The organism is Bradyrhizobium sp. UFLA01-814 (genome assembly GCF_046718885.1).
GTDB lineage: Bacteria > Pseudomonadota > Alphaproteobacteria > Rhizobiales > Xanthobacteraceae > Bradyrhizobium > Bradyrhizobium elkanii.
This window is the reverse complement of record NZ_JAQOSR010000060.1, coordinates 1-24058: the sequence shown is the minus strand read 5'-3', so window position 1 is coordinate 24058 and position 24058 is coordinate 1. Positions and strand designations below refer to the sequence as shown.

The window sequence follows — 24058 nt, the reverse complement described above, 5'->3', positions numbered from 1 at the left end:
CGGTAGAGAGAGGGTCTACGCCTTCACCGATGGCCGCGCGCCGACGCGGCTGAACCAGGCGACGATGTTGGCGTTCGACTGGTCCAGCGGCTGGCCGACCTGGTTGCCGAAATCGAGCCAGCAATAGAGCAGCATGTCGGCGAGCGTGAAGCGCTTGCCGCAGATATAGTCGCGGCCGTCGGCCATCTGGTCATCGAGCCATTTGATGCGGTTGGCGGCGATCATCTTCAGGCCGGGCGAGGCTTCGGGCGCAACGGGAATGCGCTTCTCGAAGAATTTCAGCGCTTCGCCGAAGCGGTAGCCGTTGGCGAGCGGCTCGGCGATGTTGAGATCGACGCGGCGCGTCCACATCCGGCATTCCGCCCGCTCTTCCGGCGTGGTGCCGATCATCGCGGGCGAGGGGTGCTTCTCCTCGAGATATTCGCAGATCGCCGTAATTTCCGAGAGGTAGTTGCCGCAATCCAGCTCGAGCGCCGGCATCTGGCCGTGCGGATTACGCTTCAGGTGTTCCGTCTCGCGGTTCTCGCCCTTGCGCAGGTCGACGGTCTGCTTGGGTATCTCGATGCCCTTCTCCGCCATGAACATGCGCACGATGCGCGGATTGGGTCCGATCGAGTCGTAAAGCTTCATGGTCCTCGCTCCCTGTTTTCTTCAGCGTTGTTGTTGCCGCTGTTGAACAGGCCGGGCGTGGATTTGTCAAATGTGAAGGTGCTCGGTCGCCCGAACGTCATTGCGACCCGTTGGCTCGCAACGACGGGGAAGAACCAAGCGTCAATCGTCGAGCTTGTTGAGGTCGCGCACCGACTGCATGATCGGCTCGAAATTCGAGCGCGCGTCGAGCGCGTCGAACAGTTGCGCGGTGTCCTCGAGCAGGCCGTGCGAGCGCTGCAGCGCGATCCGGACATCATCCTGCGGCGTATCGGACAGCCGGCCATGACCCGACAGCAGGATCTTCGAGTTGAGGCCCTTCAGCCGCTCCAGCGACTGGATGTAGTCGGCGATCGAGCCGGAGCCGAACACGCCGCCCATCACGCCGCCGGGCATCAGCGTGTCGGCGGCGAACAGCAGGCCCTTGTCCTGGTCGAACAGCGTGATGCAGGCCGAGGTGTGGCCGGGCGTGTACATCACGTTGAGGCGGAAATTGCCGAGGTCGATCAGGTTACCTTCCTCGAGCCAGATGTCGATATCGATCGGCACGTTCGGCTCGTTGAACATCTTGCGCAGCATCGAGAAATCGTCGCGCAGCATGATCTTGTTGGCGGCGAGCCGGTGCGCGGCGATATAGGCGCTGCCGTGGAAATGATAGGCCGCGCCGATGTGGTCGAGATGCTCATGGCTCAGCACCACCATGTCGATCATCTCGGGCGTCACCCCGAGATGGTTGAGGCAGGCAATGAGCGATGGATAGTTGGTCGACAGTCCGACGTCGATCATGATCGTCCGCTTGCTGCCGCGCACCAGATAGGCGTTCGCCGCACGGTTCTTGAAGCGGATCTGATAGACGTCGTCGGCAGCCTGGATCAGCGTTGCGACCTCGGCGTCGAACAGCGTCTTGAACGGGCTTGGCTTGCGGTCGCTCATGGGGTTGCCGCCGTCCGGTAAGTGACCGCGTTGGATGCGCGCAGGCGCTTCGAGAGCGCATCCATCACCATCAGCGCAAACGCCGGTTGCTGGCTGACCAGATAGACGAAGCGGGCGTGGTTGATCCGCATCACCCGCGTCGCGGGCGCTGAGGCGATCGCGGTCGCCGAGCGCGCCGAGCCGTCGATCACGGCCATCTCGCCGAAGAACTCGCCCTTGCCGAGGCTGACGATAACAGTCTTGTTTCCGCGATCGATCTTGGCGATGTCGACCTTGCCGTCGAGCACGACAAACAGCTCGCGGCCGGTCGAGCCTTCCTCAAAGATGACGTCATCGACACCAAATTCCTTGATGCATTTCTCGATCGTCATGGCGCTCTCCTGCCTTCTGGCTGGAAGATGGCGGTATGTTAATCGGGAAAGCGCCGCGCGCAAACGGAAGCGGCGCAGATTGCCGCAGGGCAGCATCGCCCAAATCCGGCCCGGAAAACTCCCTAAAATTTAGGTAATGGCGGAGCGGGGTAACCATTTCGCAAGCAATAAAAGTTACCGAATTGTCAACCTAGTCTGGAGACTTTGAACGTGAGTGAGCAGCAGAGCGAGCCGGTCAGCGGTCAAACCGGCGCCGAAACGGCGGCGAAAAGCGAGCCCGTGATGGCCGCGACCGGTGTCGAAGCTCCCCGGCTTGCGCCCGAGCAGGAAGAGACGTCGCCAAAGGCGGACGCGCCCCGGATGGACGCGCCCAAGATTGAACCCTCGAAGGTTGAACCGCCCAAGATCGAGCCCAAGATCGGGTCCACGATCGAGCCGAAGGTCGAGGCCAAGGTCGAGCCGACCAATATGGACGTGCCCAAGGTCGAGACCGGCAAGCGGGAAGAGCCGCATTTTCCGGGCAAGCTGATGATCATGGCGCCGGGTGACCGCACCTGGGACCATGAGGCGACCGCATCCAGGCCGGGCGCCGAGCAGGCGGCCAAGGCGGCAGGCAAGCCGGCCGGCCCGCGCCGGATCGGGGCGATGGCCGCGGTGATCGCGCTGGCGACCGTGGCCGGCGCCGTTGGCGGTGCGCTCGCGACCGCGGGGCTCGGCCATCTTGCCACCCCCGCCGTCGCCTCCGCGACGGATACGGCTGCCAAGGACGCGGCGGCGAAGGAAGCGGCCGATGCCGCGCTCGCCCGGATCGAATCCGAAATCGCCGCGCTGAAGGCCAGCGTCGAGCAGACCGCCAAGGCCGGCCAGGCCCAGTTCAGCAAGGCCAGCGACCGGATCGAGAAGGTCGAGAAAGCCCAGGCCGAGCCGATGGCCAAGCTTAACAAGCTCAGCGAGGCGGTCGACAAGCTCCGCGCCACGCCGCAGACGACCGTCGCCGCGGCGACGCCCGCCCGCGAGGTCACGGGCTCGATCGCCCCGGCGACTGCCGCGGCGGCACCCGCCGCCCCCAGGCCCGAGGTCGGCCGTTTGCCGGTGGTCGACGGCTGGTCGCTGCGCGATGTCGGCAATGGCGGTGCGCTGATCGAGGGCCGCGGCGGCATCTACGAGGTCTATGCCGGCGACCCCGTCCCGGGTCTCGGCCGCGTCGACGCCATCCGCAAGCAGGACGGCCGTTGGGTGGTCGTCACCAGCAAGGGCCTGATCGTCTCTCGCTGATCGCCGAAACGCGACAACACCAAGGCGCTTCACCACGATGTGAAGCGCCTTTTTTCTTGAATAGGGTTTGCCGCGCGGTGTTAGTGGGGCATGAGCCGTGCGCTGAAATGCCTCCTGCTGATGTCCGTCCTGCTCTGCGGCGTTGCGCCCGTACAGGCCGCCGAGGATCGCGTGCTCGAGCGCGGCGCGGCGGTCATCGATCCCGCAATCCTGCGCGAGCTCGATCATGGCCGCTTCAACCTCGGCCGGATGCTCGCGCCGGAGCGTTCCGCCGACACGCCGCTGTCCAACCGCGATCTGTTCGCGCTCGCCGCGATGGTACCGGTGCGCGAGGCGCTGGATCGCGAGTTCGATCGCTATGTCTCGAAACATAAGGCAAGCCTGCCGAATGAGAGCGTCGGTGTCGGCGACAGCTTCGCGTTTCAGCTGTTCGATCGCGCGCTGCTTGAATCGCCCGACGTCCGCTTCGTGCTGTCAGGCATCGTCAACCGCATGGACCGCGCCTATGTGGGGCCGAAAGACTGCGGTGAAATCCGGCTGATCTACCGGCTGACCCGCACCGATGTGCCGCCGATCGGCGAGAACGCAGTGTCGCAGCGGCTGCCGATGACGCTGAACCTCGTGCTGAAGGCGAAGGGTGACGGCAACGACGCATCGCTCAGCTGCCGCGAAATCGCGCGGCGCTGGCTCGCGATCGGCAGCGCGCCGCCGGCGATGGAGAAACTGTTCGGCAAGGATGGTCCGCTCTACCTGATAGACGCGCGCAATATCGATCGCATCGAGACCAATCTGCAGATCGCGCACGCGCCGAAATCCGCGGTGCGCGATTTCCGCACCGACTATCTGCTCAAAGTGTTCGATTATAACGGCGTGGCAAAGCGCTTTGCCGAAGCGCCGCTGGAGAACCAGATCGATCGCGACCGCATTCTGGCGGACGAGGCACTGAGGCGCGACTTCAAGGCGTGGTTGCTCGATCCCAAACATTTTACCGAGCTCGATCGCGGCACCTTGCTGATCCCCGATCGCTTCCTCGCGACCTCAGCGGTCGCGCCGACGCCGACCGGTTTCGAGGTCAGCGAGCTGGAGCCCGAGTTCGGCATGGTGCAGGGCGAGGGCACCGCCGGCAATGCGGTGTTCTCGGATGGTGACGTCGTCGGCGCCCTGCAGAAGGCCGCGGCCGACGGAACGAAGCTGCAGAACATCCAGTCGCTGGCCGGCTTCGAGCGGCGCCTCAACGATGTCACCTGTGCCGGCTGCCACCAGACCCGCGGCATCGGCGGCTTCCATTTCCCCGGCGTCGACTGGATGGCGGCAAAGCCGTCGAACTCCACCGTGGTGCCGGCCTCGCCGCATTTCTTCGGCGACCAGCCCCGCCGCCGCGATATCCTCGCAAGTCTCCGCGACGGCAAGGCGCCGGACTTTTCGCGCGGCTTCTCCAACCGGCCGCAGCTGCGCGGCAGCACCGAGCTTGCCGGCACCGAATACAGCGACGGCTGGGGCGCGCACTGCTATCTGCCGGGCGCGAGGCCCGCCGAAAGCGACCGCAGCTTCCGCGGCTGGACCTGCGCCGAGGGCCTTGCCTGCCAGGTGGCCGGGAAGGCTTCGCGCATCGGGATGTGCTTCGTGAAGGGCCGGTGATTTCGGCCGGAACCGAAGCGGCTGCGCGTCATTATTCGATGCTACATTCCGCGTCGCGATCACGCCCCGAACAGCCCAGCCTTGAGCGGAGACCAGCCGATGAGTGCTCCCGAGGACGACAAGCAGCGCGACCGCGAGATCGCGGCCAACGAGGCCGAGCGTCAGGCGGTCAGCGCCGTCCGTGTCAGCAGCTGGGCGATCGGGCTCGCGGTCATCATCGGCATCATCGCGGTGGCCCTGGTCTGGGCCTGGATGAAGCGCTGAAGCGACGCTCGACGGAGATCGATCCGCTACGCCACCGCGCCGGATGCGCGCAGCTTCTGGATCGTGGCTTCGTCGTAGCCGGCCTGGCGCAGGATCTCGTCGGAGTGCTCGCCGACCTCGGGCGGCTTGCGCGGCTGCACCTTCCTCGCGCCGTCGATGAAGATCGGGCTGTTGACGGTCAGCATGGTGTCGTTCTCGAAGCGCACCAGCACCTCGTTCTCGATCATCTGCTTGTCGTTCGGGATGTCGTCGAGGATGCCGACGACGCCGAACACGAGACCGTTGCCGTCGAGGATCTTGCGCCATTCGGCGAGATCCTTGCCGGCGAACACCTCGTCGAAGATCTTGATCAGCTCGACCGAGCGCGCATGGCGGTCCGCCTTGGTGGCGAAGCGCGGATCGGCGATGAGGTCCTCGCGGCCCATGCAGCGCGCCAGCGTCGGCCATTGCCGGTCTTCGTTGAGCAGCGACAGGATCAGCCAGCGGCCGTCCTTGCACTTGTAGTGGTTGGTGACGGCGTTCAGTGCCTCTTCGCGCGGCTTGCGCTTCTTGAACTTGGCGCCGGCGAGCTTGGCCTGCGCCAGCACGCCGTTGGCCCAGACGCCGTTGGCCATCAGATTGGTCGAGACGTGCGAGCCCTTGCCGGTCTTCTCGCGCTGGAACAGCGCGGTGACGATCGCGCCGTAGAACGCCATCGCGCAGGGGTGATCGCCCATGCCGGCGACCGAACGGGCCGGCGTGGTGTCCTCGTCGGCGCGCACCAGATCCATCAGGCCGGAGCGGGCCCAATAGGCGTTGGAGTCGAAGCCGGGCTTGTTGGCCTCTTCGCCCTTCTCGCCATAGCCGGTGAAGGAGGCGTAGATCAGCCGGTCGTTGAGATGGGCAAGATGGTCGTAGGTGATGCCGAGCTTCTGGCGCACCTGCGGCGGCATGTTGGTGATGAAGACGTCGGCCTCGGCGACGAGCTTGTACAGCACCTGCTGCGCGTCAGGCTTGGTGAGGTCGAGCGCGAGGCTCTTCTTGTTGCGGGCCTCCAGCATCCACGCGAAATTGTGCTCGCTCGATGGATAGCCGGGCAGATTGGGCAGATTGCGATAGGGGTCGCCGGCGCCGGGCGGCTCGATCTTGATGACGTCGGCGCCGAAGTCGGACAGCACGGTGGCGGCCGCGGGCGCGGCGATGAAGCTCGCGCAGTCCAGGACCTTGAGCCCGTCAAAAATGCCTTTTTCCATCGTGCCGTCGCTCCCGTGGCGCTTGTTGGTGTTTTTCCGGTAGCTGGAATTATCGCGCGCGATGATCCCGATCGGACCGCCATTTGACCCATCTGGGGGGCACGATGCAACGGCACTTTCTTACCCTCCTCTGGAGGGCCCCTCCAGGCAGGGCTATCGCATATGCCCCCTGGCGACCGCGCAAGTGCTTGGCCTCGTGGTTCGAGACGCGCCGCAAGCGGCGCTCCTCACCATGAGGGTCTACTATTGTGCCGCAAAACAAGACCTCATCCTGAGGAGCCCGCCGAAGGCGGGCGTCTCGAAGGATGGCCACGAGGGCACCGCCACGAAATGCGATAGCCCTGCCCTCCAGGGGAGGGTGAAGTGCTTATTCCACCCCCGCCATCAGCGCCGCATTGCCGCCCGCGGCCGCGGTGTTGATGGTGATCGTCTGCTCGGTGGCGAAGCGCGCGAGGTAATGCGGGCCGCCGGCCTTGGGGCCGGTGCCGGAGAGGCCGCTGCCGCCGAACGGCTGCACGCCGACCACCGCGCCGATCATGTTGCGGTTGACATAGATGTTGCCGACCTGGAGGCGGTCGATCACGTGCTCGATCGTGTCGTCGATGCGGGAATGAATGCCGAGCGTCAGCCCGAAGCCGGTCGCCTCGATCGCGCTCAGCACCTCGCCGAGCTTGTCGGCGCGGTAGCGCACCACGTGCAGGATCGGGCCAAACACCTCTTCCTTCAGTTGCCCGGCCGCCGACAGCTCGAAGATGTGCGGCGCGACGAAATTGCCTGATGGCGCTTCGCCAGCGAGATGCACCCGCGCCTCCTGCTTCATCCGCGCGATATGCGCATCGAGCCGCTGCTTGGCCTCGGCATCGATCACCGGTCCGATATGCGTCGACGGTTCCGAGGGATCGCCGATCTTCAATTCGCGCGCGGCGCCCGCGATCATTTCGATCATGCGGTCGGCGACGTCGTCCTGCACGAACAACAGCCGCAGCGCCGAGCAGCGCTGACCGGCGGAGCGGAACGCCGAGGTCACGACGTCGTCGGCGACCTGCTCGGGCAGCGCGGTGGCGTCGACGATCATGGCATTGATGCCGCCGGTTTCCGCGATCAGCGGCACGATCGGGCCGTCCTTGGCGGCGAGCGTGCGGTTGATCGACTGCGCGACCTCGGTCGAACCGGTGAAGACGACCCCGGCAATGGCGGGATGCGCCACCAGCGCGGCGCCGACCGTGCCGTCACCCTGGATCAGATGCAGCGCCGATGGCGGCACCCCGGCCTGATGCAGCAGCGCGACGGCTTCGGCTGCGATGCGCGGCGTCTGCTCGGCCGGCTTTGCGATCACCGCATTGCCGGCCATCAATGCCGCCGTCACCTGGCCGAGGAAGATCGCAAGCGGGAAATTCCACGGCGAGATCGCAACGAACGCACCGCGGCCGTGCAGCTCCAGCACGTTGCTTTCGCCGGTCGGGCCCGGCATCGTCTCGCCTTCACCGAACAGCTTTTGCCCCAGCGCGGCATAGTAGCGGCAGAAGTCGATCGCCTCGCGCACCTCGGAGAGGGCGTCGTCGAGCGTCTTGCCACCCTCGCTTTGCAGCAAAGCGAGGAAGTGGGCGCGGCGCTGCTCGAGCAGGTCCGCGGTCTTGTCCAGGATCGCCGCACGTTTTGTGGCCGGCGTGGCGTTCCAGGCCTTGAAGCCCCGGCGCGCCGCGGCAACGGCGGCATTCGCCTGCTCGGTTGTTGATGGGGTGATGGAAGGCGGGGCCTTCCGCTCGGCCGCGATCGCCGATGTCATCGTGTCGAGCGCCTTGCGCTCGCCGAACTCGATGCCGTGCGAATTCTCGCGCTGCGGCCGATAAAGCTCGGCCGGCAACGGAATCGCGGAGTGCGACGCCTTGTCGTCGGTGCCGATGATCTCGGCCGGGCGGCGCAGCAGGTCCACGATGGACACGCGATTGTCCGCGGCCAGCGCCACGAAGGACGAGTTGGCGCCGTTCTCGAGCAGCCGCCGCACCAGATAGGCGAGCAGGTCGCGGTGGCTGCCGACCGGCGCATAGGTCCGATGGGCGATCTCGGGCCTGTCCTCGCCGAGCTGGGCGTAGAGCGCTTCGCCCATGCCGTGCAACCGCTGGAATTCGAAGCTCAAGGGATCGTCGGCGAGTTCGAGGATGGTCGCGACCGTCAGCGCGTTGTGGGTGGCGAATTGCGGAAACAACCGCGGCCGCAGCGCCAGCAGCTTGCGCGCGCAGGCGACGTAGTTCAGGTCGGTCATCGCCTTGCGCGTGAACACCGGATAGCCGTCGAGCCCGCGCTCCTGCGCGCGCTTGATCTCGGTGTCCCAATAGGCGCCCTTGACCAGGCGCACCATCATCCTGCGATCCAGCGCACGCGTCAGCGCATCGACATAGTCGATGACGTCAGCGGCGCGCTTCTGATAGGCCTGAATTGCCAGGCCAAAGCCGCTCCAGCCGGCGAGCGAGGGATCGGCGAACGCCGCGGCGATGACGTCGAGCGACAGCTCCAGCCGGTCTGCCTCCTCGGCATCGACGGTGAAGTTGAGGTCGAATGCCTTGGCGCGGCGCGCGAGATCGACCAGCCGCGGCACCAGCTCGGTCATCACCCGCGCGTGGCTCACCGCCTCGAATCGCGGATGCAGCGCGGAGAGTTTCACCGAGATGCCGGGCCGGTCGGGCAGGGGCTGATCGCCGGCCGCCTTGCCGATCGCATCGATCGCGCGGGCGTAGGATTCGAAATAGCGCTGCGCATCGTCGGCGGTGCGCGCACCCTCGCCAAGCATGTCGAACGAATAGCGCGAGCCGCGCGCCGTATGCGATTGCGCGCGCGACAGCGCCGCCTCGATGGTCTCGCCGAGCACGAAATGGCTGCCCATCAGCCGCATCGCCTGCCGCGTCGCGGCGCGCACCGCCGGCGCACCGAGCCGCTTCGTCAGCCGCCCGATCGTGCCCTGCGGCGTCTCGCCGGGCTGGATCACGCGGGCCGACATGCCGAGCGCCCAGGCCGAGGCGTTGACCAGGAACGCGCTCGATCTGGTCTCGTGGTTGACGAAGTCGCCCTGGCCGAGCTTGTCCTCGATGAACTGGTCGGCGGTGCGCGCGTCCGGGACCCGCAGCAGCGCTTCCGCCAGCACCATCAGCGCCAGCCCTTCCTTGGTCGACAGCGCGAACTCCCGCAGCATGTCCTCGACCCCGCCAAGCGGATCGTCGTTGGCCCGGATCGCCTCGATCAGGCGCGTTGCCGTGCGGTCGATCCGTGCCTCCGCCTCCGCGCCGAGCCTCACGTCCTGGCGCAGGCGGGCGGCGATGGCGGCGTCGTCGGGCGCGTAGGGCGCGCTGAACGGGGGTGGGAGCGGCGACGGGTCTGGCATGGCGGTTCCTTGAGATTGTATGGGAACACGTACGCGCTAGCGAACCGTAGTTCGATAGACAAATTAGCAGATTTGCCTTAGAAAATCAGGATCAATTAGAGAATTACCGTAGATATGACAGAGATCGACAAGACTGACCGCAAAATCCTCTCGATCCTGCAAGGGGATGGCCGGATTGCCAATGTGGAACTGGCCGAGAGGATCGGCCTGTCGCCGACCTCGGTCGGCGAGCGGCTGAAGCGGCTGCAGCGCGACGGCTTCGTCGAGGGCTATGGCGCACGGCTCAATCCGCACCGGCTCGGGCTTGGCCTGCTGGTGTTTGTCGAGGTACTGCTCGACAAGACCACGCCCGACGTATTCGAGAAGTTCGCCAGGGCGGTCCAGACCGCGCCGGAAGTGCTCGAGTGTCACATGGTGGCCGGCGGCTTCGACTATCTGGTCAAGGCGCGGGTCGCGAACATGACCGCCTATCGCAGGTTTCTTGGCGAGACGCTGCTGGCGCTGCCGGGCGTACGCGAGACGCGAACCTACGCGGTGATGGAGGAAGTCAAGCGCGACGCGCCGCTGCCGGTCGGCTGACATGCAGCCGATGCGATCCACAGCCATGCGCCGGATGTCTTGGCATCGCGACGCACCCGCGATAATCCTTTGGTTGAGTTGGGGCAGTGGATCATGAAAGACGCCGATCAGCCGATACGAGCGATGCGGGCCGGATTTGCCGGCGCGCTTTCTTTGCTCATGCTCTCGCTGCCCGCGGCCGCTCCGGCCCGCGCGGCCGAACTCAGCTCGGGCGTCATGCAGCTTTATTCCTCGGTCTCGATCTATCCGCCGTCGGCGACGGGGATGACGGTCTGTTACGGCTTCGTCTGCCGGCGTCGCGAGATGCTCGACTTCAGCGCAGCCGACCGGGCGGCCCTGACCAAGATCATGGCCGCGGGCCGCGCCAATGCCGCCGCCGAACGCGCGGCCGTGCAAAAGGCCGTGATCTGGTTCGACCGCCGCATGGGGCCCATCCTCGGCACCGACAAGCGCGTGGCGAAAGCGGACTTCCGCGCCAACGACGACAAACACAATTATGATTGCTGGGACACGACGCGGAACACGACCAGCCTGATGCTGGTGATGCAGGCGTGGAACCTGTTCAGGTTTCATGACGTCGGGGATCCCCACTACCGCGGATTTTCGTTGGCGCAAACGCCGCACAACACCGCCGTTCTCGTCGAGCGCGCGACCAAGGTGGAATGGGCCGTCGATCTCTGGCCCCGCGGCTATCTGCAACCGCCTGATGTCATGACCGTCGCCAAATGGGTGACGGAAGATTGAACGGCTGAGCTTTGCGGGCGCGCGTTCCGCGCTGTTCCATCCTCATTGATCGCAGGGATATAGCGTTCCGCGTGACGCTGGAACCGAACGCCAAAGTTCGAACACTAAGCTTGGAGCAGTAAGCTTCGAACGATATGGTTCCAAAAAATACGTTCAGCACCGATCACCATAAGAACCAAGTGACGCGTTAACACCGGCAGCATTCGGTCAACCCGAGGCTACCACATGCGTTCACGTTCGATCTGCATTGATGCCGCCGCCGGCGGCGTTCGTTTTCCACAGCTGCTGGCGCTTGCGTTGCTGCTTGGGCCTGTGCTCGTCGGCCCGGCGCGCGCGGGTGATGTCGAGGATTGCAGCGGGCCGCCGACGGACAAGGCCGAGGCGGCGTGCTCAGGCATCATCAACGATACCGCACGCTCCACCGAGGATCGCACCAAGGCCTTCACCGGCCGCTCGCGATTTGACATTGCGCGCGGCAAGATCGATCAGGCCCTCAGCGATGCCGATGCGGCGGTGCAGCTGAATGGACAATTCGTGCCGGCGCTGATCGCGCGCGGCTATGTCCAGCAACGCAAGGGCAGCCCGGATCAGGCCCGCGCCGATTTCGATCGCGCGATCGAGCTCGAGCCGAAGAACCCGTTCGGCTTCCTGGCGCGCGGCAATCTGCGCGCCGACCAGCACGCCTGGAGCGATGCGATCTCGGATTACGGCCAGGCAATCACGTTGCGGCAGGATCTCCCCGCCGCGCATGTCGGCCGTGCGCGGGCCTATGTCGAATCCGGACAGCCCGATGCGGCGCTGGCGGACGCCAACACCGCGATTGCCGTCAACGCCGGCACGCCGAATGCGTTCTACTGGCGCGGTCAGGCCTATCGCCGCAAGGGCGACATGGATCGCGCGATCGAGGATTTCTCGCGCGCCATCGCGCAGGCGCCGCAGGCCGAGCGCAACGCTTACTTCGCCCGAGCCCAGCTCTACAGCGCCAAGGGCGACTATGCCCGCGCGATTGCCGACTTCGACCGGCTGTTGACGGTTCTTCCCGACAACAAGGAGATCCAGCAGCAGCGCCAGCAGGCGGTCGCGATGCAGGCCGAACTCGCCAAGGCCGCAGGCGGCGCGGCGCCGCCGCAGGCCGCACCGCCGCCGGGTGCAACGGCGGCGCGGCCAGCCGCGCCGGCGGCGGGTAACCAGCAGGTCGAGCAGGCCAAGCAGTTCGTCGCACAGGGCAACAATGCGGGCGCCGTTGCCAATCTCACCCAGGTACTGGGCGGCGACGCCCGCAACGAGGCTGCGCTGCGCCTGCGTGCACTGGCCTATTCAAGGCTCGGCCGGTTGGCGGACGCGCGCAACGATCTCAATGCCCTGCTCAAGCTCAAGCCGGACGATCCGCAGCTGCTGGCGTCCCGCGCACTCAATGCCGCCGGCATGCGGCAGTTCGATGAGGCGATGGCTGATGCCGGCCGTGCCATCACGCTCGATCAGAACAATTCGTTGGCCTATCTGGCGCGCGGCCTCGTCAAGGCCGGCACCGGCAAGGTGCAGGACGCGCTCGCCGACTACGATCATTCGATCTCGCTGAATGCCAAGGAGACGCTCGCCTTTACCGAGCGCGGGCTCGCCCATATCGGCCTCAACCAGCTCGACAAGGCGCTGCTGGATTTCGATCAGGCCCTGGCGCTGGTGCCGACCAATCTGGTCGCCAAATCGTGGCGCGGCCTCGCGCTGATGCTCAAGGGCCGTGCCGATGAGGGGCTGGTCGATATCGACGCTGTGCTGGAGCGAAGCCCGAACAATTCGACGGCCCAGCTCGGCCGCGGGCTCGCGATGCTGACCTCGTCCCAGTACGACCGTGCCATCGCCGCCTTCGACCAGATCATCACGCGGGCGCCCAACGATGCCTTCCCGCATGTGCTCCGCGCCCGGGCCTATCTCGGGCTGAAGAAGCCGGATAACGCGATGAAGGATCTCAACTTCATCCTCTCTGCGCGGCCCGATTATCAGCCGGCGCTGACATTACGCGGCATCACCTGGTCGGCGTTGCGCAACTACGACAAGGCGGTCGAGGATCTCGACCGGGCGATTGCGCAGAAGGAGACGGTTGAGGGCCTGTTCGCCCGCGCCAAGGCGCATGAGGCGCTCAACCATGCCGACAAGGCGACCGAGGACTTCCGCAAGGCAACGCAGCTCACGCCGTCAAGCGTGTTCGACGTGCTGGCGCAGGCCGAGTCGAAGCGCAAGGTTCAGGAGCTGTCGAAGCGGGTGCCGTGCGGCAACGGCCAGAGCGGCACCTGCCTGTGACGCGGCAACTCGGCGGCCGCGCGCTTTGCTGGAGCAAAGGATGAACGTCGGCGCGCGCGGGCGAGGGCGGCCGAAAAAAGCTCAACGCCGTGGCGCGCGGGCATCGTGCCCGCCCCGCCGAACGTCACGTTGTCTGATGTTGGGTCGGCCCCCACTCCCGGACGGTATCCGAGAGTGCGCCGCCGGATCTGGCGCTAATACGCTAGACCTTGAGATTCTCGGCTGACGTCTTGCCGCGATTTGCGATCTCTTCGTACTCGACGGATTGGCCTTCGTTCAGGGTCTGAAGGCCAGCCTTCTGAACTGCTGAAATATGCACGAAAATGTCCTTGCCGCCCGTTGCGGGCTGGATGAATCCGTAGCCCTTCGTCGGGTTGAACCACTTCACTGTACCTTTGGGCATTCCAGTCGTCTCCGCGGAATCAATCGAAAACAGACCAGCCGGCCCCCGCACAAACCGGCTTGTCCGCAACGACAGGATAGCAGTTTGAAAAAAGCTGGGTAGATCAAACGACGGTGTGTTTTTGACCGGAAACAACCCGCTTTGCGGGGGTTTGACGCCGGATTGCCCGTTTCGTGGTCAATTGATGCGCTGCAAAAACGGATCGGTTCCAGTGTACCGAATTGGATCGATCGTCCCGCGCGCTGCCTTTTCGGCTGGCGCGCGGGGATCAACCGGCTGCGTCTCAATAGGTCGCGGAGAGGTATTCGACGATCTTGCCGACGTCGGCTTCGTCGATCGGCGCGCCGTAGACCTTGATCATCTTGGTCACCTCGGCCTGCCAAAAATCCTTCTTGAACTTCTCGCCCTGCGGCTGGGTCTTGATGTAGTCGGCCGAGTGGCAGGCGGTACAGTTGTTTTGCACCACCTCGAGGTTGGGGCCCGGCTTGAAGGCCGCGGTCTCCTCGGGGACCGTGTAGTTCACGGGCGCGGCGACGGCGGCGCCGATCGACAGCATGGCGATCGCGGCGAGGGATGGAAGCAGCTTGCTGGTCATGATGCTTCTCCTCACGCCGCGGTGACGCGCACGGTTTCGACGACGTTGCGCAGATAGCCGGCCGGATTCCACAACGGATCCATCGGCTGGGTGTCGCCGGCATTGTTGGTGGCGCGCACCTTCAGCTCTGCGGGACCGGCCGCGAGCTTCACCGGCAGCTTCCATTCGCGGAAGGCGTATTTGCCGAGGTCCTTGCCGAGCTTGGCCGGCGTCCAGCTCTTGCCGCCGTCGGTCGAGACCATCACCTCCTTGATGCCTTTGCCGCCGTCGAAGGCAATGCCGCGCAGCATGGTGCGGCCGGCCTTCAGCTTGGCGCCGTCGGCAACGCTGGTGATGAACGAGCGCACCGTGAATCGATTGATCGGGATCGTCGCCTTCGGTGCGGTGCCGGGCTCGACCGCGTTGTTCGGCGTATCCGGTATCCGGTAGGCGGACTTCATCCAGAAGCCCTCGAACACGTTGTCGATCACGGTGATCTCGTTGAGGTGCTTCACCCAATAGGTGCCGTAATAGCCGGGCACCACGAGGCGGAGCGGGAAGCCGTTGAGGAACGGCAGGTCCTCGCCGTTCATGCCCCAGGCCAGCATCACCTCGCTGTCGCGCGCGTGGTCGATGTCGAGCGCCTTGATGAAATCCGGCGTCTTGTCGCTGACCGGACCGTCCATGCCGTTGAAGGTGACCTGCTTGGCTCCGGCCTGCACGCCGGCCATGTCGAGCACGGTCTTCAGCGGCACGCCGTGCCAGCGCGCGCAGCCCATCGCGCCGTTGCCGAGCTGGCCGCCGGCGACGCGCGGACTGAAGAAGCCGCGGCTGTTGCCGGAGCACTGGTTGACGGCAACGATATCCGTCGCCTTCAGCTTCCTGATGTCCTTCAGCGACAGCTTCAGCGGCTTGTCGACCTTGCCCTTGATCTCCAGCGTGAACTTGTCCGGATCGAGATTGTAGGGGAGGTCGGCGAGGTGGTAGCGCACGAAGAACGCATTGTTCGGCGTGAGCGGACCGTCGTTGAAGACCGCAAACGGCGTTTCCAGCTGCGGCGGGCGGGCGGTTAGGCCGATCATCGGGCGCTTCTGCGGGTAGCGCACCAGCGGTCGCTCGCCATTGCCAAAGGGCAGCGTCACGGTGTCGAGGGCGAATGCGCCCCTTGATCCCAGCCCCGTCACCAAAGCGGCCAATCCGGCGCGCTTCATCAAGTCTCGTCGATCGAGCATCCCGCTTCCTCCGAAGCTGTTCTGTCGTGAGCCGGTCATCACCAGCCCCAGATTACCTTGCGCGCCTTCGCATCATGGAATGCACGCAGCCCAAATGTCGCACCGGGGAACGGCAAGTCAATTGAGCTTTCGCAGCGTTGCGTCGCAACAACGAAAAGCCCCGGTCGCGTGGACGACCGGGGCGTTTCCATCCAAGTAGAAGGTTCGATCAATAGCAGACGTTCACGGTGCGATAGCGATAGCCGTAGGGCGTCAGCACCAGGCGGGTGGCGTAGCAGCCGGAGTCGACGAAGCCGACGGCAATGCCCGGGCCACCCCAGAAGTGATGGTGATGCGGATGCCAGAAGAACGGCTTGGCCGAAGCTGCGGTCGGCGCCAGCGCGGCGGCACCGAGGGTTGCGGCAGTGGCGAGAGCGAGCGTGACTTTGCGAAACATGGTCTTCTCCTTCAGATGCGCGTTGAGCTCTGTCGCGGCGCGGTTGCAGTGTTACCCATCGCCAGTCAGTCGCATCCGGCACCGGGCACGTTCGAGCATCTCTGCTGAACGCACCGCCGGATGTGCGGCAGGTCACATTCGGAAAGAGGGGGATGAACCGGTCAGGCCGCGACGGCACGCCGGTCGTCGACCAGCGTCGACAGGAGCTGCGTCTTTTCGACCGTGCGCACGGTCATCGGCTCGTTGCGGCCGCGGATCGCGACCTCCTGCGTCGGCAGGGCATCGTCGGCCAGCCCGGCGGTGACGCGCACCTCGTCCGAGATGATCGCCTCGCAGGCCAGCGCCTTGGTCATGTCCTGCAGCCGTGCCGCGACGTTGACGGCATCGCCGAGCGCGGTGAACACCATGTGGTCGCGATAGCCGATATCGCCGACGATCACCTCGCCGCCATGGATGCCGATGCCGAAGCGGATCGGCTCGCGCAGATCGTGGCTCAGGAACTGGTTCAGCTCGTCGATATGGGTTGCGATCAGCGCCGCCGCGCACAATGCCTGGCGGCAGGCCACCTGCCGGTCGGTGGCAAGCCCGAACAGCGCCAGCATGCCGTCGCCGATGAACTGGTTGGGCCGCCCGCCGGCTTCCAGCACCGCCTGCGACACCGCGCCGAGGAAGCGGTTGACGATGAACACGGTGTCGAACGGCAGCCGCTTCTCGGCAAGCTGCGTCGAGCCGCGCATGTCGACGAACATGCTGACCAGATAGCGCTCCTGGCCGACCCGTGCCGGATTGGCGGCGTGCGCGTTGGCCGACGTCGTGCTGGGCAGGAACAGCTGGAAGAAATTCAGGTCGGCGGTCGGCCGCAACTGGCAGGCTAACCGGATCGACGGATCGTCATTGCCGACCCGGTGCAGCACGAAGGCTTCGCGCGGCGAGGGCTCGGGCAATCCGGCGTGATCGCCGATGATACGGATGCGGCAGGTCGAGCAGCGCGCGCGGCCGCCGCAGACGCTCGCATGCGGCACATTGTAGCGCAGGCTCGCTTCCAGCACGCTCAATCCCTTCGGTACCCGCAGCGTCCGGCCGTTGCCGTAGGACAGCGCGATCATGCCGCCGCGGCGCTCCAGCAGGGCCCGCGCGCCGCGCGCCAGCAGCACGAGGCCGAGCAAGCCGAGATAGCCGATGGTCAGGTCGTCGGTGATCTTCTCGAGCGTGGTCCCCTGCGCCGCGGTGCCGAGCTTCTGCACCGACAGCTCCTCGCGCCGCCAGTCGGGGTCCTGATAGTCGATGATCGTGGCGCGGCCGCCCTGGTAGATGCCGAGCATCGCCAGGGTCGGGATCAGCACGGCTCCGGCGAGCAGGAACGGCGCGGCGCGCTTGAAGAACGGACGCAGCCGCAGCCAGAAATACAGGCCGATGCAGCCATGCACCCAGGCGATCACCAGCACCGCCAGCATCTGCCACAGCCGGTTCGGCGAGGCGATGAAGAAGGTGTACAGCTCCTGGGGGTAGAGCTTCTCTTGCCCGTACAGGGTCTGGCCGAGCCGTACGCCGACGACGTGGGCGACGATCAGCATCGGGATGCTGAGGCCGAGCGTCAGCTGCAGCGGCTCGATCGCCTTCCAGTGGAACTCGCGGCGCTGATAGAGCGCCCAGATGCCGAGCCCGGTATGCACCAGGCAGGAGCTGTAGAACACGATCGCGACCGGCAGGAACTGCCAGAATTCGGTGTGGTAGTAGACCCCGATCGCCAGCGCCTGCGTCGAGATATTGCCGAGCGCGTGGTTGAGGAAATGGCTGATCAGGTAGGCGAACATGATCGCCCCCGTGACGATGCGGACCTGCCGCAGGCCGATACCGCGGGCCATGTCCTGCAAATGCTCGCGCGAGGGGGAGGCCATGTGATTCATGATCGGCAAGTCTAGTGGTTAATTCCCGCGCTGAACACCGTCGCGGGTCCGGACCAGCCGTGAGAGCGGGCCGCGCGGCACGTTGACACTCCGTTAAGAGTCGAACAAAAAGCGCGCCGTGACGATAGCCCAAGCCGAACCTGGAGCCGATAACAACAGCGTTAAGCCGGCCCGTTCGCGCGCGCCGGACTGGCGGGGCGTCATCGCCGTGATCGTTGCCATGACCGCGATGCGGCTGGTCTACGCCCATGTGCTCGATCTGCGCACCGACGAGGCCTATTACTGGACCTGGTCGAAGGAAAACGTGCTGTCGTTCCTCGACCATCCGCCGATGGTTGCCTGGTTCATCCGCTTCGGCACCGCGATCCTCGGCGACACCAATCTCGGCGTCCGCCTCGGCGGCATCGTGGCGATGCTGGCCACCCAGCTCCTGCTCGCCGACATCGTCCGCCGCGTGACGGCCAACAACGTCCGCGCCGTGATGCTGGCGCTGCTGTTGCCGGAGGCGGCGCTGTATTACGGCCTCTTGATGGCCAAGGTCGCGCCCGATACGGCGCTGATCCCGTTTTCGGTCGCGATGCTGTGGTCGCTGGTCCGGCTTGCGCAAAGTGGTGACGGGCGCTGGTGGCTCGCCGCGGGGCTGTTTGCCGGGCTGGCGCTGCTGTCGAAATTCACCGCGATCATGTTCGCGCCGGCGGTGCTCGCCTTTGCGCTGGTGCCGGATTGGCGCTGGCGCTGGCTGCGCAGCCCGTATCCGTATCTTGCCGCGCTGATCGCGATTATCGTGTTCGCGCCGGTGCTGATCTGGAATGCCGGGCACGACTGGGCCTCGTTCCGCTTCCAGGCGGTGCGCGCCACCGCCGAGCGCGCCTTCACGCTGCGCACCGTCGGCGAATTCGTCGGCATGCAGTTCGGCCTGGTCGGCTTCGTGCTGCTGCCGGTGACGCTGTTCGGCACCGCGCTGACGGCATGGCGCGGCTACACCAGGCGCGAGCCGGTTGCGATCCTGCTGGCGACCGCGGTGCTGGTGCCGTTCATCTACTTCCTCTGGAAGTCCCTGACGCTGCGGGTCGGCGACACCTGGCCGATGTTCCTGTGGCCGGCCGGCCTCGCGGCGGTTGCCATCAACGTCACGCGGATGCCGTTCGAGGGCTGGTCGGTCGGGCTCGTCAAATCGACGGTCTATTGGGCGCGGACCGCGATCACATCAGGCATCGTGTTCGTGGTCTGCGTCTTCCTCTACTACATGTTCGCGCCGTGGAATCTGATCGGCCACACCGATCCGATCGGCACCGAGGCGGGCTACGATGTGGTGGCCGCGCGCACCCTGGCGCAGGTAGAGGCGACCGGCGCGACCTGGGTCGCGACCACGGATTACCGCACCTATGCGATGCTGCGCTGGTTGCTGCGCGGGAAGGTGACGGTCATCGAAATCAACGAGCGCGGCCGCTTCCAGGGCTTTGCCGATCCCGGCATGAGCAAGATCAGGGACCACGCCGGCATTTATGTCGGGCGCGAGCCCGAGAACAATCTGCCGCTGTGGAGCGAGACGACGGCGGTGCGCCAGCCGCTGGAGCGCGTGACGCGGAGCTGGCGCGGCATGGTGATGGACACCTATTCGCTGGAGAAGATCAGCGGCTGGACGCCCGATCTGTCGCCGCCGCCGGACACGACGTTTTTCCGCTGGCGGGTGCTGGCGATGCTGGCGGAGCGTTGCGAGATCACCTTCTCCCCTTGTGGGAGAAGGTGGCAGCCGAAGGCTGCCGGATGAGGGGTCTCTCTCCGCGGGCGAGGTGCGTATGGATGGAGACCCCTCACCCAAGCGCGGGCGTGGTGAACAACTGAGTTGCCCTCTCCCACAAGGGGAGAGGGCGCAGCAACGAGCACTGCTCGCTCAGGAGAAGCGCTATTCCTCTTCCTCGCGCTTGCGGATCAGGTCCTTCGCGAGATCCGTTAGCGCCGGGCGCGGCAGGGCGTTGAAGGGAAGCGGGCGGGTGACGTCGATCGCGGCGAGGCCGAGCCGGGCGGTCAACAGGCCGTTGAGCATGCCTTCGCCGAGGCGTTGTGACAGTTTTGCCGCGATGCCGTGACCGAGCATCTGCTGGATCAGGCTGTCGCTGGCGGCCATGCCGCCGGTGATGGCGAGATGCGCGATGACGTGGCGCAGCAGGCGGATCATGCCGAGCGCGCCGGGCCGGCCGCCATAGAGCCGCGCCAGTTGGCGGATCATCCGCAAGCTCGCCACGAACACGAACAGCACGTCGAACAGCGCGCGCGGGCTGACCGCGGTCACGACCGAGACGCGTTGCGCGGCGGTCGAGACCAAGCGTCGCGCCTCCTCGTCGAGCGGCGTCATCAACTCGCGCTCGGCGAGGCGGATCATGTCGGCGCCGTCGATGATGTCGTCGGTGTGGCTCTGCAGCGTGCTGCGGGCGCGGGCGAGCTGCGGGGTCTGGTGCGCGAGCTTGAGCAAATCGGCGACGATCACCCGGCTCGCGGCGCGGTCGTCGCTGATCAGCACCTCGGCGGCGCGCAGATGCAGCTTCTCGATGGTCGCAAGCCGCGCCAGACCGACCAGCTCGCGCGTCGTGACGACCGCGAGCGCCACCGCGGCGATGACGGCGAGTCCCAGCCCGAGGACGCCGAGGCCTTCATTGCGTGCGAACAGATCCTCAACCAGATTGATGACGCCAAGCCCGGTGCCGAGCACCACGAGGCCCGCGACCGCGCTCCAGAACAGCGTGCCCCAGCGGAAGCCGCGGCGCGCCGGCACCAGCGGCGTATCAACCGGGACCGGGAGCTGCGCGGGCTCGGCCTCGGGCACGATCTGGATCGTGCCGCGGGTGAGGCGGCCGCCGTCGTCCGGATCCATCACGACCACGCCGGGATCGTCGAGCTTGAACGTCGCCGGCCGCCGCGGGGGCGTCTTCTCGTTCATTGCAGTTTGTCTCCGATCAGGAACTGGAGGGCGCGGTCAAGGCGGATGTGAGGCAGCGCCGGCTCTGCATCGCCGTTTCGTTCCAGCTTTGGCGGACGGAAGCGCAGGAAGCGGTAGTCTGCGGCCTCTGTGTCTGAGTTTGAGAGACCGCGGAAACCGCCGTTGAACAGCTCCTCCGGATTGTCGGGCAGGTCGCCCGGAAAGGTCGCAACCTCCGTCTCGCCGTCAAGCCGCTCGCCATTGGCGACCTCGCCCGGCGCCGGCGTGCCGAGGATCGACGGCAGCCGGTCGCGCCCGCGCTGGACCTGCGCCTCGCGCGTGGCGCGCACCGCGGCGAGCGCGACGACGTCGATGTCGGCGCCGGCATATTCCGCGCGCTCGGCGGCCTTGGCCACGATCCGCCGCAGCACGGCCTCCAGCCGGTCGTGGCTCTGATGGTGCAGATGGTCGGCCTTGGTTGCCGCGAACAGGATGCGGTCGATGCGCGGCCGGAACAGCGCGCTCAGGATCGTGCTGCGGCCGATCCGGAAGCAGTCGAGAATGCCGGCGAGCGCGGCTTCGAGATCGTGCAGCGCCTCAGGGCCGGCGTTGAATGCGGCGAGCGCATCGGCCAGCACGATCTGGCGGTCGAGCCGCGCGAAATGGTCGCGGAAGAACGGCCGCACCACGACGTCCTTGTAGGCTTCAAAGCGCCGCCGCATCATCGCCCATAGCGAGCCGTCACTCGCGCTGCCGCCTGCGGGCACGTCGAGTGGCGCAAAGGTGAGTGCCGGCGTGTCGGCGAGATTGCCGGGCATCAGGAAGCGGCCGGGCGGCAACAGGCTCATCGCGAAGCGCTCGTCGCGGCAGGCGCGCAGATAGTCGGTGAACAGGCGTGCTTCGGTGAGCGCGGCCTGCTCGTCCTCTCTGGCCTCGGGCTTCAGCGTCGCGAGATGGGCGTGCCAGGGCGCCGCGAGTTTGGCGCGCAGCGGCTCGCGCGACAGCGCAAGGCTTTCCGCCGACCATTGCTCGTAGCTCTTGTTGAGCAGCGGCAAGTCGAGCAGCCACTCGCCGGGATAGTCGACGATATCGAGGGTCAGCGTGCGGTCCGCGCCATTTTGCCGCTGATACTCGATCACGAGACGGAGCTCGGAGATGTCGGAGGTCGAGCTCGGCCAGCTCCGCTCCTCGACCAATGTCCGGACATGGTTCTCATAGGCGAAGCGCGGCACCGCATCGTCGGGTTGCGGGGCGAGATAGGCGCGCGCGATCCGCCCCGAGGCATAGGCCTCGAACACCGGGAAGCGGCCGCCGCGGGTCAGGCCGTGCACCAGCGCGGTGATGAACACGGTCTTGCCGGCGCGCGACAGGCCGGTGACGCCGAGCCGCACCGTCGGGTTGAAGAATCCCTCGCCATAGTCGAGCAGCGCCCGCGCCGAGAGACGGGCTTCCTCGACGATATCAGTGAAGCTGGGGGGCATGGAGGGTTAACGAAAAACCCGGCAGGAGGGACCAAAAGGGGCGGGCGATCACCCGCAAAGTGGCGATTATCGGGCCAAAATCAAGCTTCACATTTCCGGCGCCTTTACAGGCGAGGGGATTGTCAGGGGGCAAGGGAATTGAACGCGTCACCATGCCCGCGCTACCCATCGTCTATCGGCCCACGGGAAAGCCTGCATGACGGTCTTCCGCCTGAAGCAACTTGCCTCGACCTCGATCCACGCGGCCGGCGCCGCGCTGTGGAACTACGACCGTGCCGAGCTGATCGCCGACGGCGTCATTCATCTCGTCGGCGTCGCGTTCGGGCTGGTCGCCGCCACCGCACTGATCGTGCTGACCGCGGTCTATGCCGGCCCGTTCGACATCGCCGTGGTCTCGGTCTATGTCGCCGGCCTGCTCGCGATGTTGGTGCTGTCGGCGACCTATAATCTCTGGCCGGTGTCGCGCGCCAAATGGGTGCTGCGGCGTTTCGATCATTCCGCGATCTATCTGCTGATCGCCGCGACCTATACGCCGTTCATCGTGGAACTGAAGGACAGCACTTTCGCGATCGCGTTGCTGGCCGGGGTCTGGTGCGTGGCGATCGTCGGGATCTGGCTGAAGCTGCGCTATCCCGGCCGCTTCGACCGGCTCTCGGTCGGGCTTTATCTCGCGATGGGCTGGAGCGGCATCATGCTCTACGACGCCGTCGTCAGGGTGCTGCCGGCGATGGCGCTCGGCTTCGTGCTGGCGGGCGGTATTCTCTATAGCCTGGGGGTGATCTTCCACTCCTGGCGCCGGCTGCGCTTCCAGAACGCGATCTGGCACTGCTTCGTGCTGCTCGGGGCCGCCTGCCACTACACGGCGGTGTTCGACGTCGTGCTGGCCAGCTGAAGCTCTCGCCATCTGCGGCGAATGGGCTATCATGCTTCGTGATACGCCCGTTGCGCTTTGTCCCGTCATCCTGAGGAGCGCGGAGCGCGTCTCGAAGGATGCACGGCCCGGCTGGTGGCCGTCGACCCTTCGAGACGCGCGTGCCGCGCTCCTCCAGCGACAACGGCTTCGCCGTTGCGCGGGGGTGACGGGTCACGCAGGAGCGAGTGGGTAAAGCGACAGTGTGCAAGCAAAGATATCGGGAGGATGGCCATGCAGGTGGCAGGTAAGGTTGTGGTGGTCACCGGCGGTGGCAATGGCATCGGCAAGGCGCTGTGCGAGGCATTCCACGCCGCGGGCGCATCGAAGGTCGTGGTCGTCGACCTCGATCATGGCGCGGCCGAGAAGGTCGCGGCCACGGTCGGCGGTGCCGCCTTCAAATGCGACGTCGGGCAGGAGAAGAACATCCTGCACGTGATCGACGAGACCGAGCGCATGTTCGGCCCGATCGCGCTGTTCTGCTCCAATGCCGGCATCGGCGGCGGCTTCGATCCGCTGTCGGTGAACGCCGGCGGCACCTCGGACGAGCCGTGGTCGCGGAGCTGGGCGATCCATGTGATGGCGCATGTCTATGCCGCGCGGCATCTGGTGCCGCGCATGAAGGCGCGCGGCGGCGGCTATTTCCTCAACACCATCTCGGCCGCGGGCCTCTTGTCGCAGGTCGGCAGCCCGGCCTATTCGACCACCAAGCACGCCGCGGTCGGCTTTGCGGAAAACCTCGCGATCTCGCACCGCGCCGACAACATCAAGGTCTCGATCCTCTGCCCGCAGGGCGTCGACACCAACATGCTGCGCTCGATCCCGAAGGGCCCGCAATCC

The 24058-nt window shown here is 66.0% G+C and carries 21 protein-coding genes; 9 read left to right on the top strand and 12 right to left on the bottom strand.

The features are described 5' to 3' along the window. Positions 1-15 precede the first annotated feature (15 nt). The 3 genes from PMN64_RS19595 to PMN64_RS19585 all read right to left on the bottom strand — a co-directional run bounded on the left by PMN64_RS19595 (position 16) and on the right by PMN64_RS19585 (position 1952). Positions 16-630, bottom strand: a complete 615-nt coding sequence (locus tag PMN64_RS19595; protein WP_028342515.1) for a glutathione S-transferase family protein — start codon at positions 628-630, stop codon at positions 16-18. Between the two features lie 141 nt (positions 631-771). Further along, positions 772-1581, bottom strand: a complete 810-nt coding sequence (locus PMN64_RS19590) for an MBL fold metallo-hydrolase (protein ID WP_028342514.1) — start codon at positions 1579-1581, stop codon at positions 772-774. Further along, entirely contained in the window at positions 1578-1952 is a 375-nt protein-coding gene (locus tag PMN64_RS19585) for a Crp/Fnr family transcriptional regulator (RefSeq protein ID WP_018273297.1), read from the bottom strand. Before PMN64_RS19585 ends, PMN64_RS19590 begins: the two co-directional genes overlap by 4 nt. A gap of 204 nt (positions 1953-2156) precedes the next feature. On the opposite strand from PMN64_RS19585, the gene PMN64_RS19580 reads away from it, so the two are divergent. The 3 genes from PMN64_RS19580 (at position 2157) to PMN64_RS19570 (ending at position 5129) form a co-directional block, all read left to right on the top strand. Then, on the top strand, positions 2157-3227 hold the full coding sequence (locus PMN64_RS19580; protein ID WP_411781798.1) for a hypothetical protein: 1071 nt from the start codon (positions 2157-2159) through the stop codon (positions 3225-3227). Between the two features lie 90 nt (positions 3228-3317). Next, positions 3318-4865, top strand: coding sequence for a hypothetical protein (locus PMN64_RS19575; protein WP_411781797.1), 1548 nt, complete (start codon positions 3318-3320; stop codon positions 4863-4865). A gap of 99 nt (positions 4866-4964) precedes the next feature. Next, a complete protein-coding gene (locus PMN64_RS19570) occupies positions 4965-5129 on the top strand; it encodes a hypothetical protein (protein WP_304496779.1) in 165 nt (54 codons plus the stop codon). A gap of 26 nt (positions 5130-5155) precedes the next feature. Here PMN64_RS19570 and PMN64_RS19565 read toward each other — a convergent pair whose 3' ends face one another. Together PMN64_RS19565 and putA are read right to left on the bottom strand one after the other, a co-directional pair. Further along, the gene (locus tag PMN64_RS19565) at positions 5156-6361 is read right to left on the bottom strand and encodes a CaiB/BaiF CoA transferase family protein (RefSeq protein ID WP_411781796.1); all 1206 of its coding nucleotides are present in this window, start codon (positions 6359-6361) and stop codon (positions 5156-5158) included. 367 nt (positions 6362-6728) lie between these two features. Continuing rightward, complete coding sequence (gene putA / locus PMN64_RS19560; RefSeq protein WP_411781795.1) at positions 6729-9737, bottom strand: bifunctional proline dehydrogenase/L-glutamate gamma-semialdehyde dehydrogenase PutA; 3009 nt, start codon at positions 9735-9737, stop codon at positions 6729-6731. Between the two features lie 114 nt (positions 9738-9851). On the opposite strand from putA, the gene PMN64_RS19555 reads away from it, so the two are divergent. From PMN64_RS19555 to PMN64_RS19545, 3 genes are all read left to right on the top strand, one after another. Further along, positions 9852-10316, top strand: coding sequence for an Lrp/AsnC ligand binding domain-containing protein (locus PMN64_RS19555; RefSeq protein ID WP_018273295.1), 465 nt, complete (start codon positions 9852-9854; stop codon positions 10314-10316). Positions 10317-10439: 123 nt separating this feature from the next. After that, on the top strand, positions 10440-11060 hold the full coding sequence (locus PMN64_RS19550) for a hypothetical protein (protein ID WP_411781813.1): 621 nt from the start codon (positions 10440-10442) through the stop codon (positions 11058-11060). 225 nt (positions 11061-11285) lie between these two features. Then, entirely contained in the window at positions 11286-13358 is a 2073-nt protein-coding gene (locus PMN64_RS19545) for a tetratricopeptide repeat protein (protein ID WP_411781794.1), read from the top strand. Positions 13359-13560: 202 nt separating this feature from the next. Here PMN64_RS19545 and PMN64_RS19540 read toward each other — a convergent pair whose 3' ends face one another. The 5 genes from PMN64_RS19540 to PMN64_RS19520 all read right to left on the bottom strand — a co-directional run bounded on the left by PMN64_RS19540 (position 13561) and on the right by PMN64_RS19520 (position 17910). After that, complete coding sequence (locus PMN64_RS19540; protein WP_016842427.1) at positions 13561-13761, bottom strand: cold-shock protein; 201 nt, start codon at positions 13759-13761, stop codon at positions 13561-13563. A gap of 283 nt (positions 13762-14044) precedes the next feature. Beyond that, a complete protein-coding gene (locus tag PMN64_RS19535; protein ID WP_085970707.1) occupies positions 14045-14356 on the bottom strand; it encodes a c-type cytochrome in 312 nt (103 codons plus the stop codon). 11 nt (positions 14357-14367) lie between these two features. After that, the gene (locus tag PMN64_RS19530; RefSeq protein WP_411781793.1) at positions 14368-15567 is read right to left on the bottom strand and encodes a molybdopterin-dependent oxidoreductase; all 1200 of its coding nucleotides are present in this window, start codon (positions 15565-15567) and stop codon (positions 14368-14370) included. A gap of 208 nt (positions 15568-15775) precedes the next feature. Continuing rightward, positions 15776-16003, bottom strand: a complete 228-nt coding sequence (locus PMN64_RS19525; RefSeq protein ID WP_028342505.1) for a hypothetical protein — start codon at positions 16001-16003, stop codon at positions 15776-15778. Between the two features lie 161 nt (positions 16004-16164). Further along, positions 16165-17910, bottom strand: a complete 1746-nt coding sequence (locus tag PMN64_RS19520; protein WP_411781792.1) for an adenylate/guanylate cyclase domain-containing protein — start codon at positions 17908-17910, stop codon at positions 16165-16167. Between the two features lie 220 nt (positions 17911-18130). Between PMN64_RS19520 and PMN64_RS19515 the strand changes: the two genes are divergently transcribed. Continuing rightward, entirely contained in the window at positions 18131-19681 is a 1551-nt protein-coding gene (locus PMN64_RS19515; protein WP_411781812.1) for a glycosyltransferase family 39 protein, read from the top strand. A gap of 135 nt (positions 19682-19816) precedes the next feature. On the opposite strand, the gene PMN64_RS19510 is transcribed toward PMN64_RS19515, so the two are convergent. Continuing rightward, positions 19817-20848 (bottom strand): YcjF family protein, encoded by a 1032-nt coding sequence (locus tag PMN64_RS19510; protein WP_411781791.1) that lies wholly within the window; start codon positions 20846-20848, stop codon positions 19817-19819. After that, a complete protein-coding gene (locus PMN64_RS19505; protein WP_411781790.1) occupies positions 20845-22308 on the bottom strand; it encodes a YcjX family protein in 1464 nt (487 codons plus the stop codon). The genes PMN64_RS19510 and PMN64_RS19505 overlap by 4 nt, the downstream gene beginning before the upstream one ends. Positions 22309-22504: 196 nt before the next feature. On the opposite strand from PMN64_RS19505, the gene trhA reads away from it, so the two are divergent. After that, positions 22505-23200, top strand: a complete 696-nt coding sequence (gene trhA, locus PMN64_RS19500) for a PAQR family membrane homeostasis protein TrhA (protein WP_304496771.1) — start codon at positions 22505-22507, stop codon at positions 23198-23200. 252 nt (positions 23201-23452) lie between these two features. Continuing rightward, positions 23453-24058: SDR family oxidoreductase (locus PMN64_RS19495; protein WP_411781789.1), on the top strand; the 606-nt coding region annotated here is incomplete at its 3' end.

Excerpts from the sequence above, each read along its gene's own strand:
- PMN64_RS19590 (WP_028342514.1), bottom strand. The coding sequence starts at position 1,581 with ATGAGCGACCGCAAGCCAAGCCCGTTCAAGACGCTGTTCGACGCCGAG.
- PMN64_RS19530 (WP_411781793.1), bottom strand. The coding sequence starts at position 15,567 with ATGCTCGATCGACGAGACTTGATGAAGCGCGCCGGATTGGCCGCTTTG.
- PMN64_RS19510 (WP_411781791.1), bottom strand. The coding sequence starts at position 20,848 with ATGAACGAGAAGACGCCCCCGCGGCGGCCGGCGACGTTCAAGCTCGAC.
- PMN64_RS19535 (WP_085970707.1), bottom strand. The coding sequence starts at position 14,356 with ATGACCAGCAAGCTGCTTCCATCCCTCGCCGCGATCGCCATGCTGTCG.
- PMN64_RS19575 (WP_411781797.1), top strand. The coding sequence starts at position 3,318 with ATGAGCCGTGCGCTGAAATGCCTCCTGCTGATGTCCGTCCTGCTCTGC.
- PMN64_RS19595 (WP_028342515.1), bottom strand. The coding sequence starts at position 630 with ATGAAGCTTTACGACTCGATCGGACCCAATCCGCGCATCGTGCGCATG.
- PMN64_RS19545 (WP_411781794.1), top strand. The coding sequence starts at position 11,286 with ATGCGTTCACGTTCGATCTGCATTGATGCCGCCGCCGGCGGCGTTCGT.
- trhA (WP_304496771.1), top strand. The coding sequence starts at position 22,505 with ATGACGGTCTTCCGCCTGAAGCAACTTGCCTCGACCTCGATCCACGCG.
- PMN64_RS19550 (WP_411781813.1), top strand. The coding sequence starts at position 10,440 with ATGCGGGCCGGATTTGCCGGCGCGCTTTCTTTGCTCATGCTCTCGCTG.
- PMN64_RS19505 (WP_411781790.1), bottom strand. The coding sequence starts at position 22,308 with ATGCCCCCCAGCTTCACTGATATCGTCGAGGAAGCCCGTCTCTCGGCG.
- PMN64_RS19570 (WP_304496779.1), top strand. The coding sequence starts at position 4,965 with ATGAGTGCTCCCGAGGACGACAAGCAGCGCGACCGCGAGATCGCGGCC.
- putA (WP_411781795.1), bottom strand. The coding sequence starts at position 9,737 with ATGCCAGACCCGTCGCCGCTCCCACCCCCGTTCAGCGCGCCCTACGCG.
- PMN64_RS19540 (WP_016842427.1), bottom strand. The coding sequence starts at position 13,761 with ATGCCCAAAGGTACAGTGAAGTGGTTCAACCCGACGAAGGGCTACGGA.
- PMN64_RS19515 (WP_411781812.1), top strand. The coding sequence starts at position 18,131 with ATGACCGCGATGCGGCTGGTCTACGCCCATGTGCTCGATCTGCGCACC.
- PMN64_RS19520 (WP_411781792.1), bottom strand. The coding sequence starts at position 17,910 with ATGAATCACATGGCCTCCCCCTCGCGCGAGCATTTGCAGGACATGGCC.
- PMN64_RS19565 (WP_411781796.1), bottom strand. The coding sequence starts at position 6,361 with ATGGAAAAAGGCATTTTTGACGGGCTCAAGGTCCTGGACTGCGCGAGC.
- PMN64_RS19555 (WP_018273295.1), top strand. The coding sequence starts at position 9,852 with ATGACAGAGATCGACAAGACTGACCGCAAAATCCTCTCGATCCTGCAA.
- PMN64_RS19585 (WP_018273297.1), bottom strand. The coding sequence starts at position 1,952 with ATGACGATCGAGAAATGCATCAAGGAATTTGGTGTCGATGACGTCATC.
- PMN64_RS19525 (WP_028342505.1), bottom strand. The coding sequence starts at position 16,003 with ATGTTTCGCAAAGTCACGCTCGCTCTCGCCACTGCCGCAACCCTCGGT.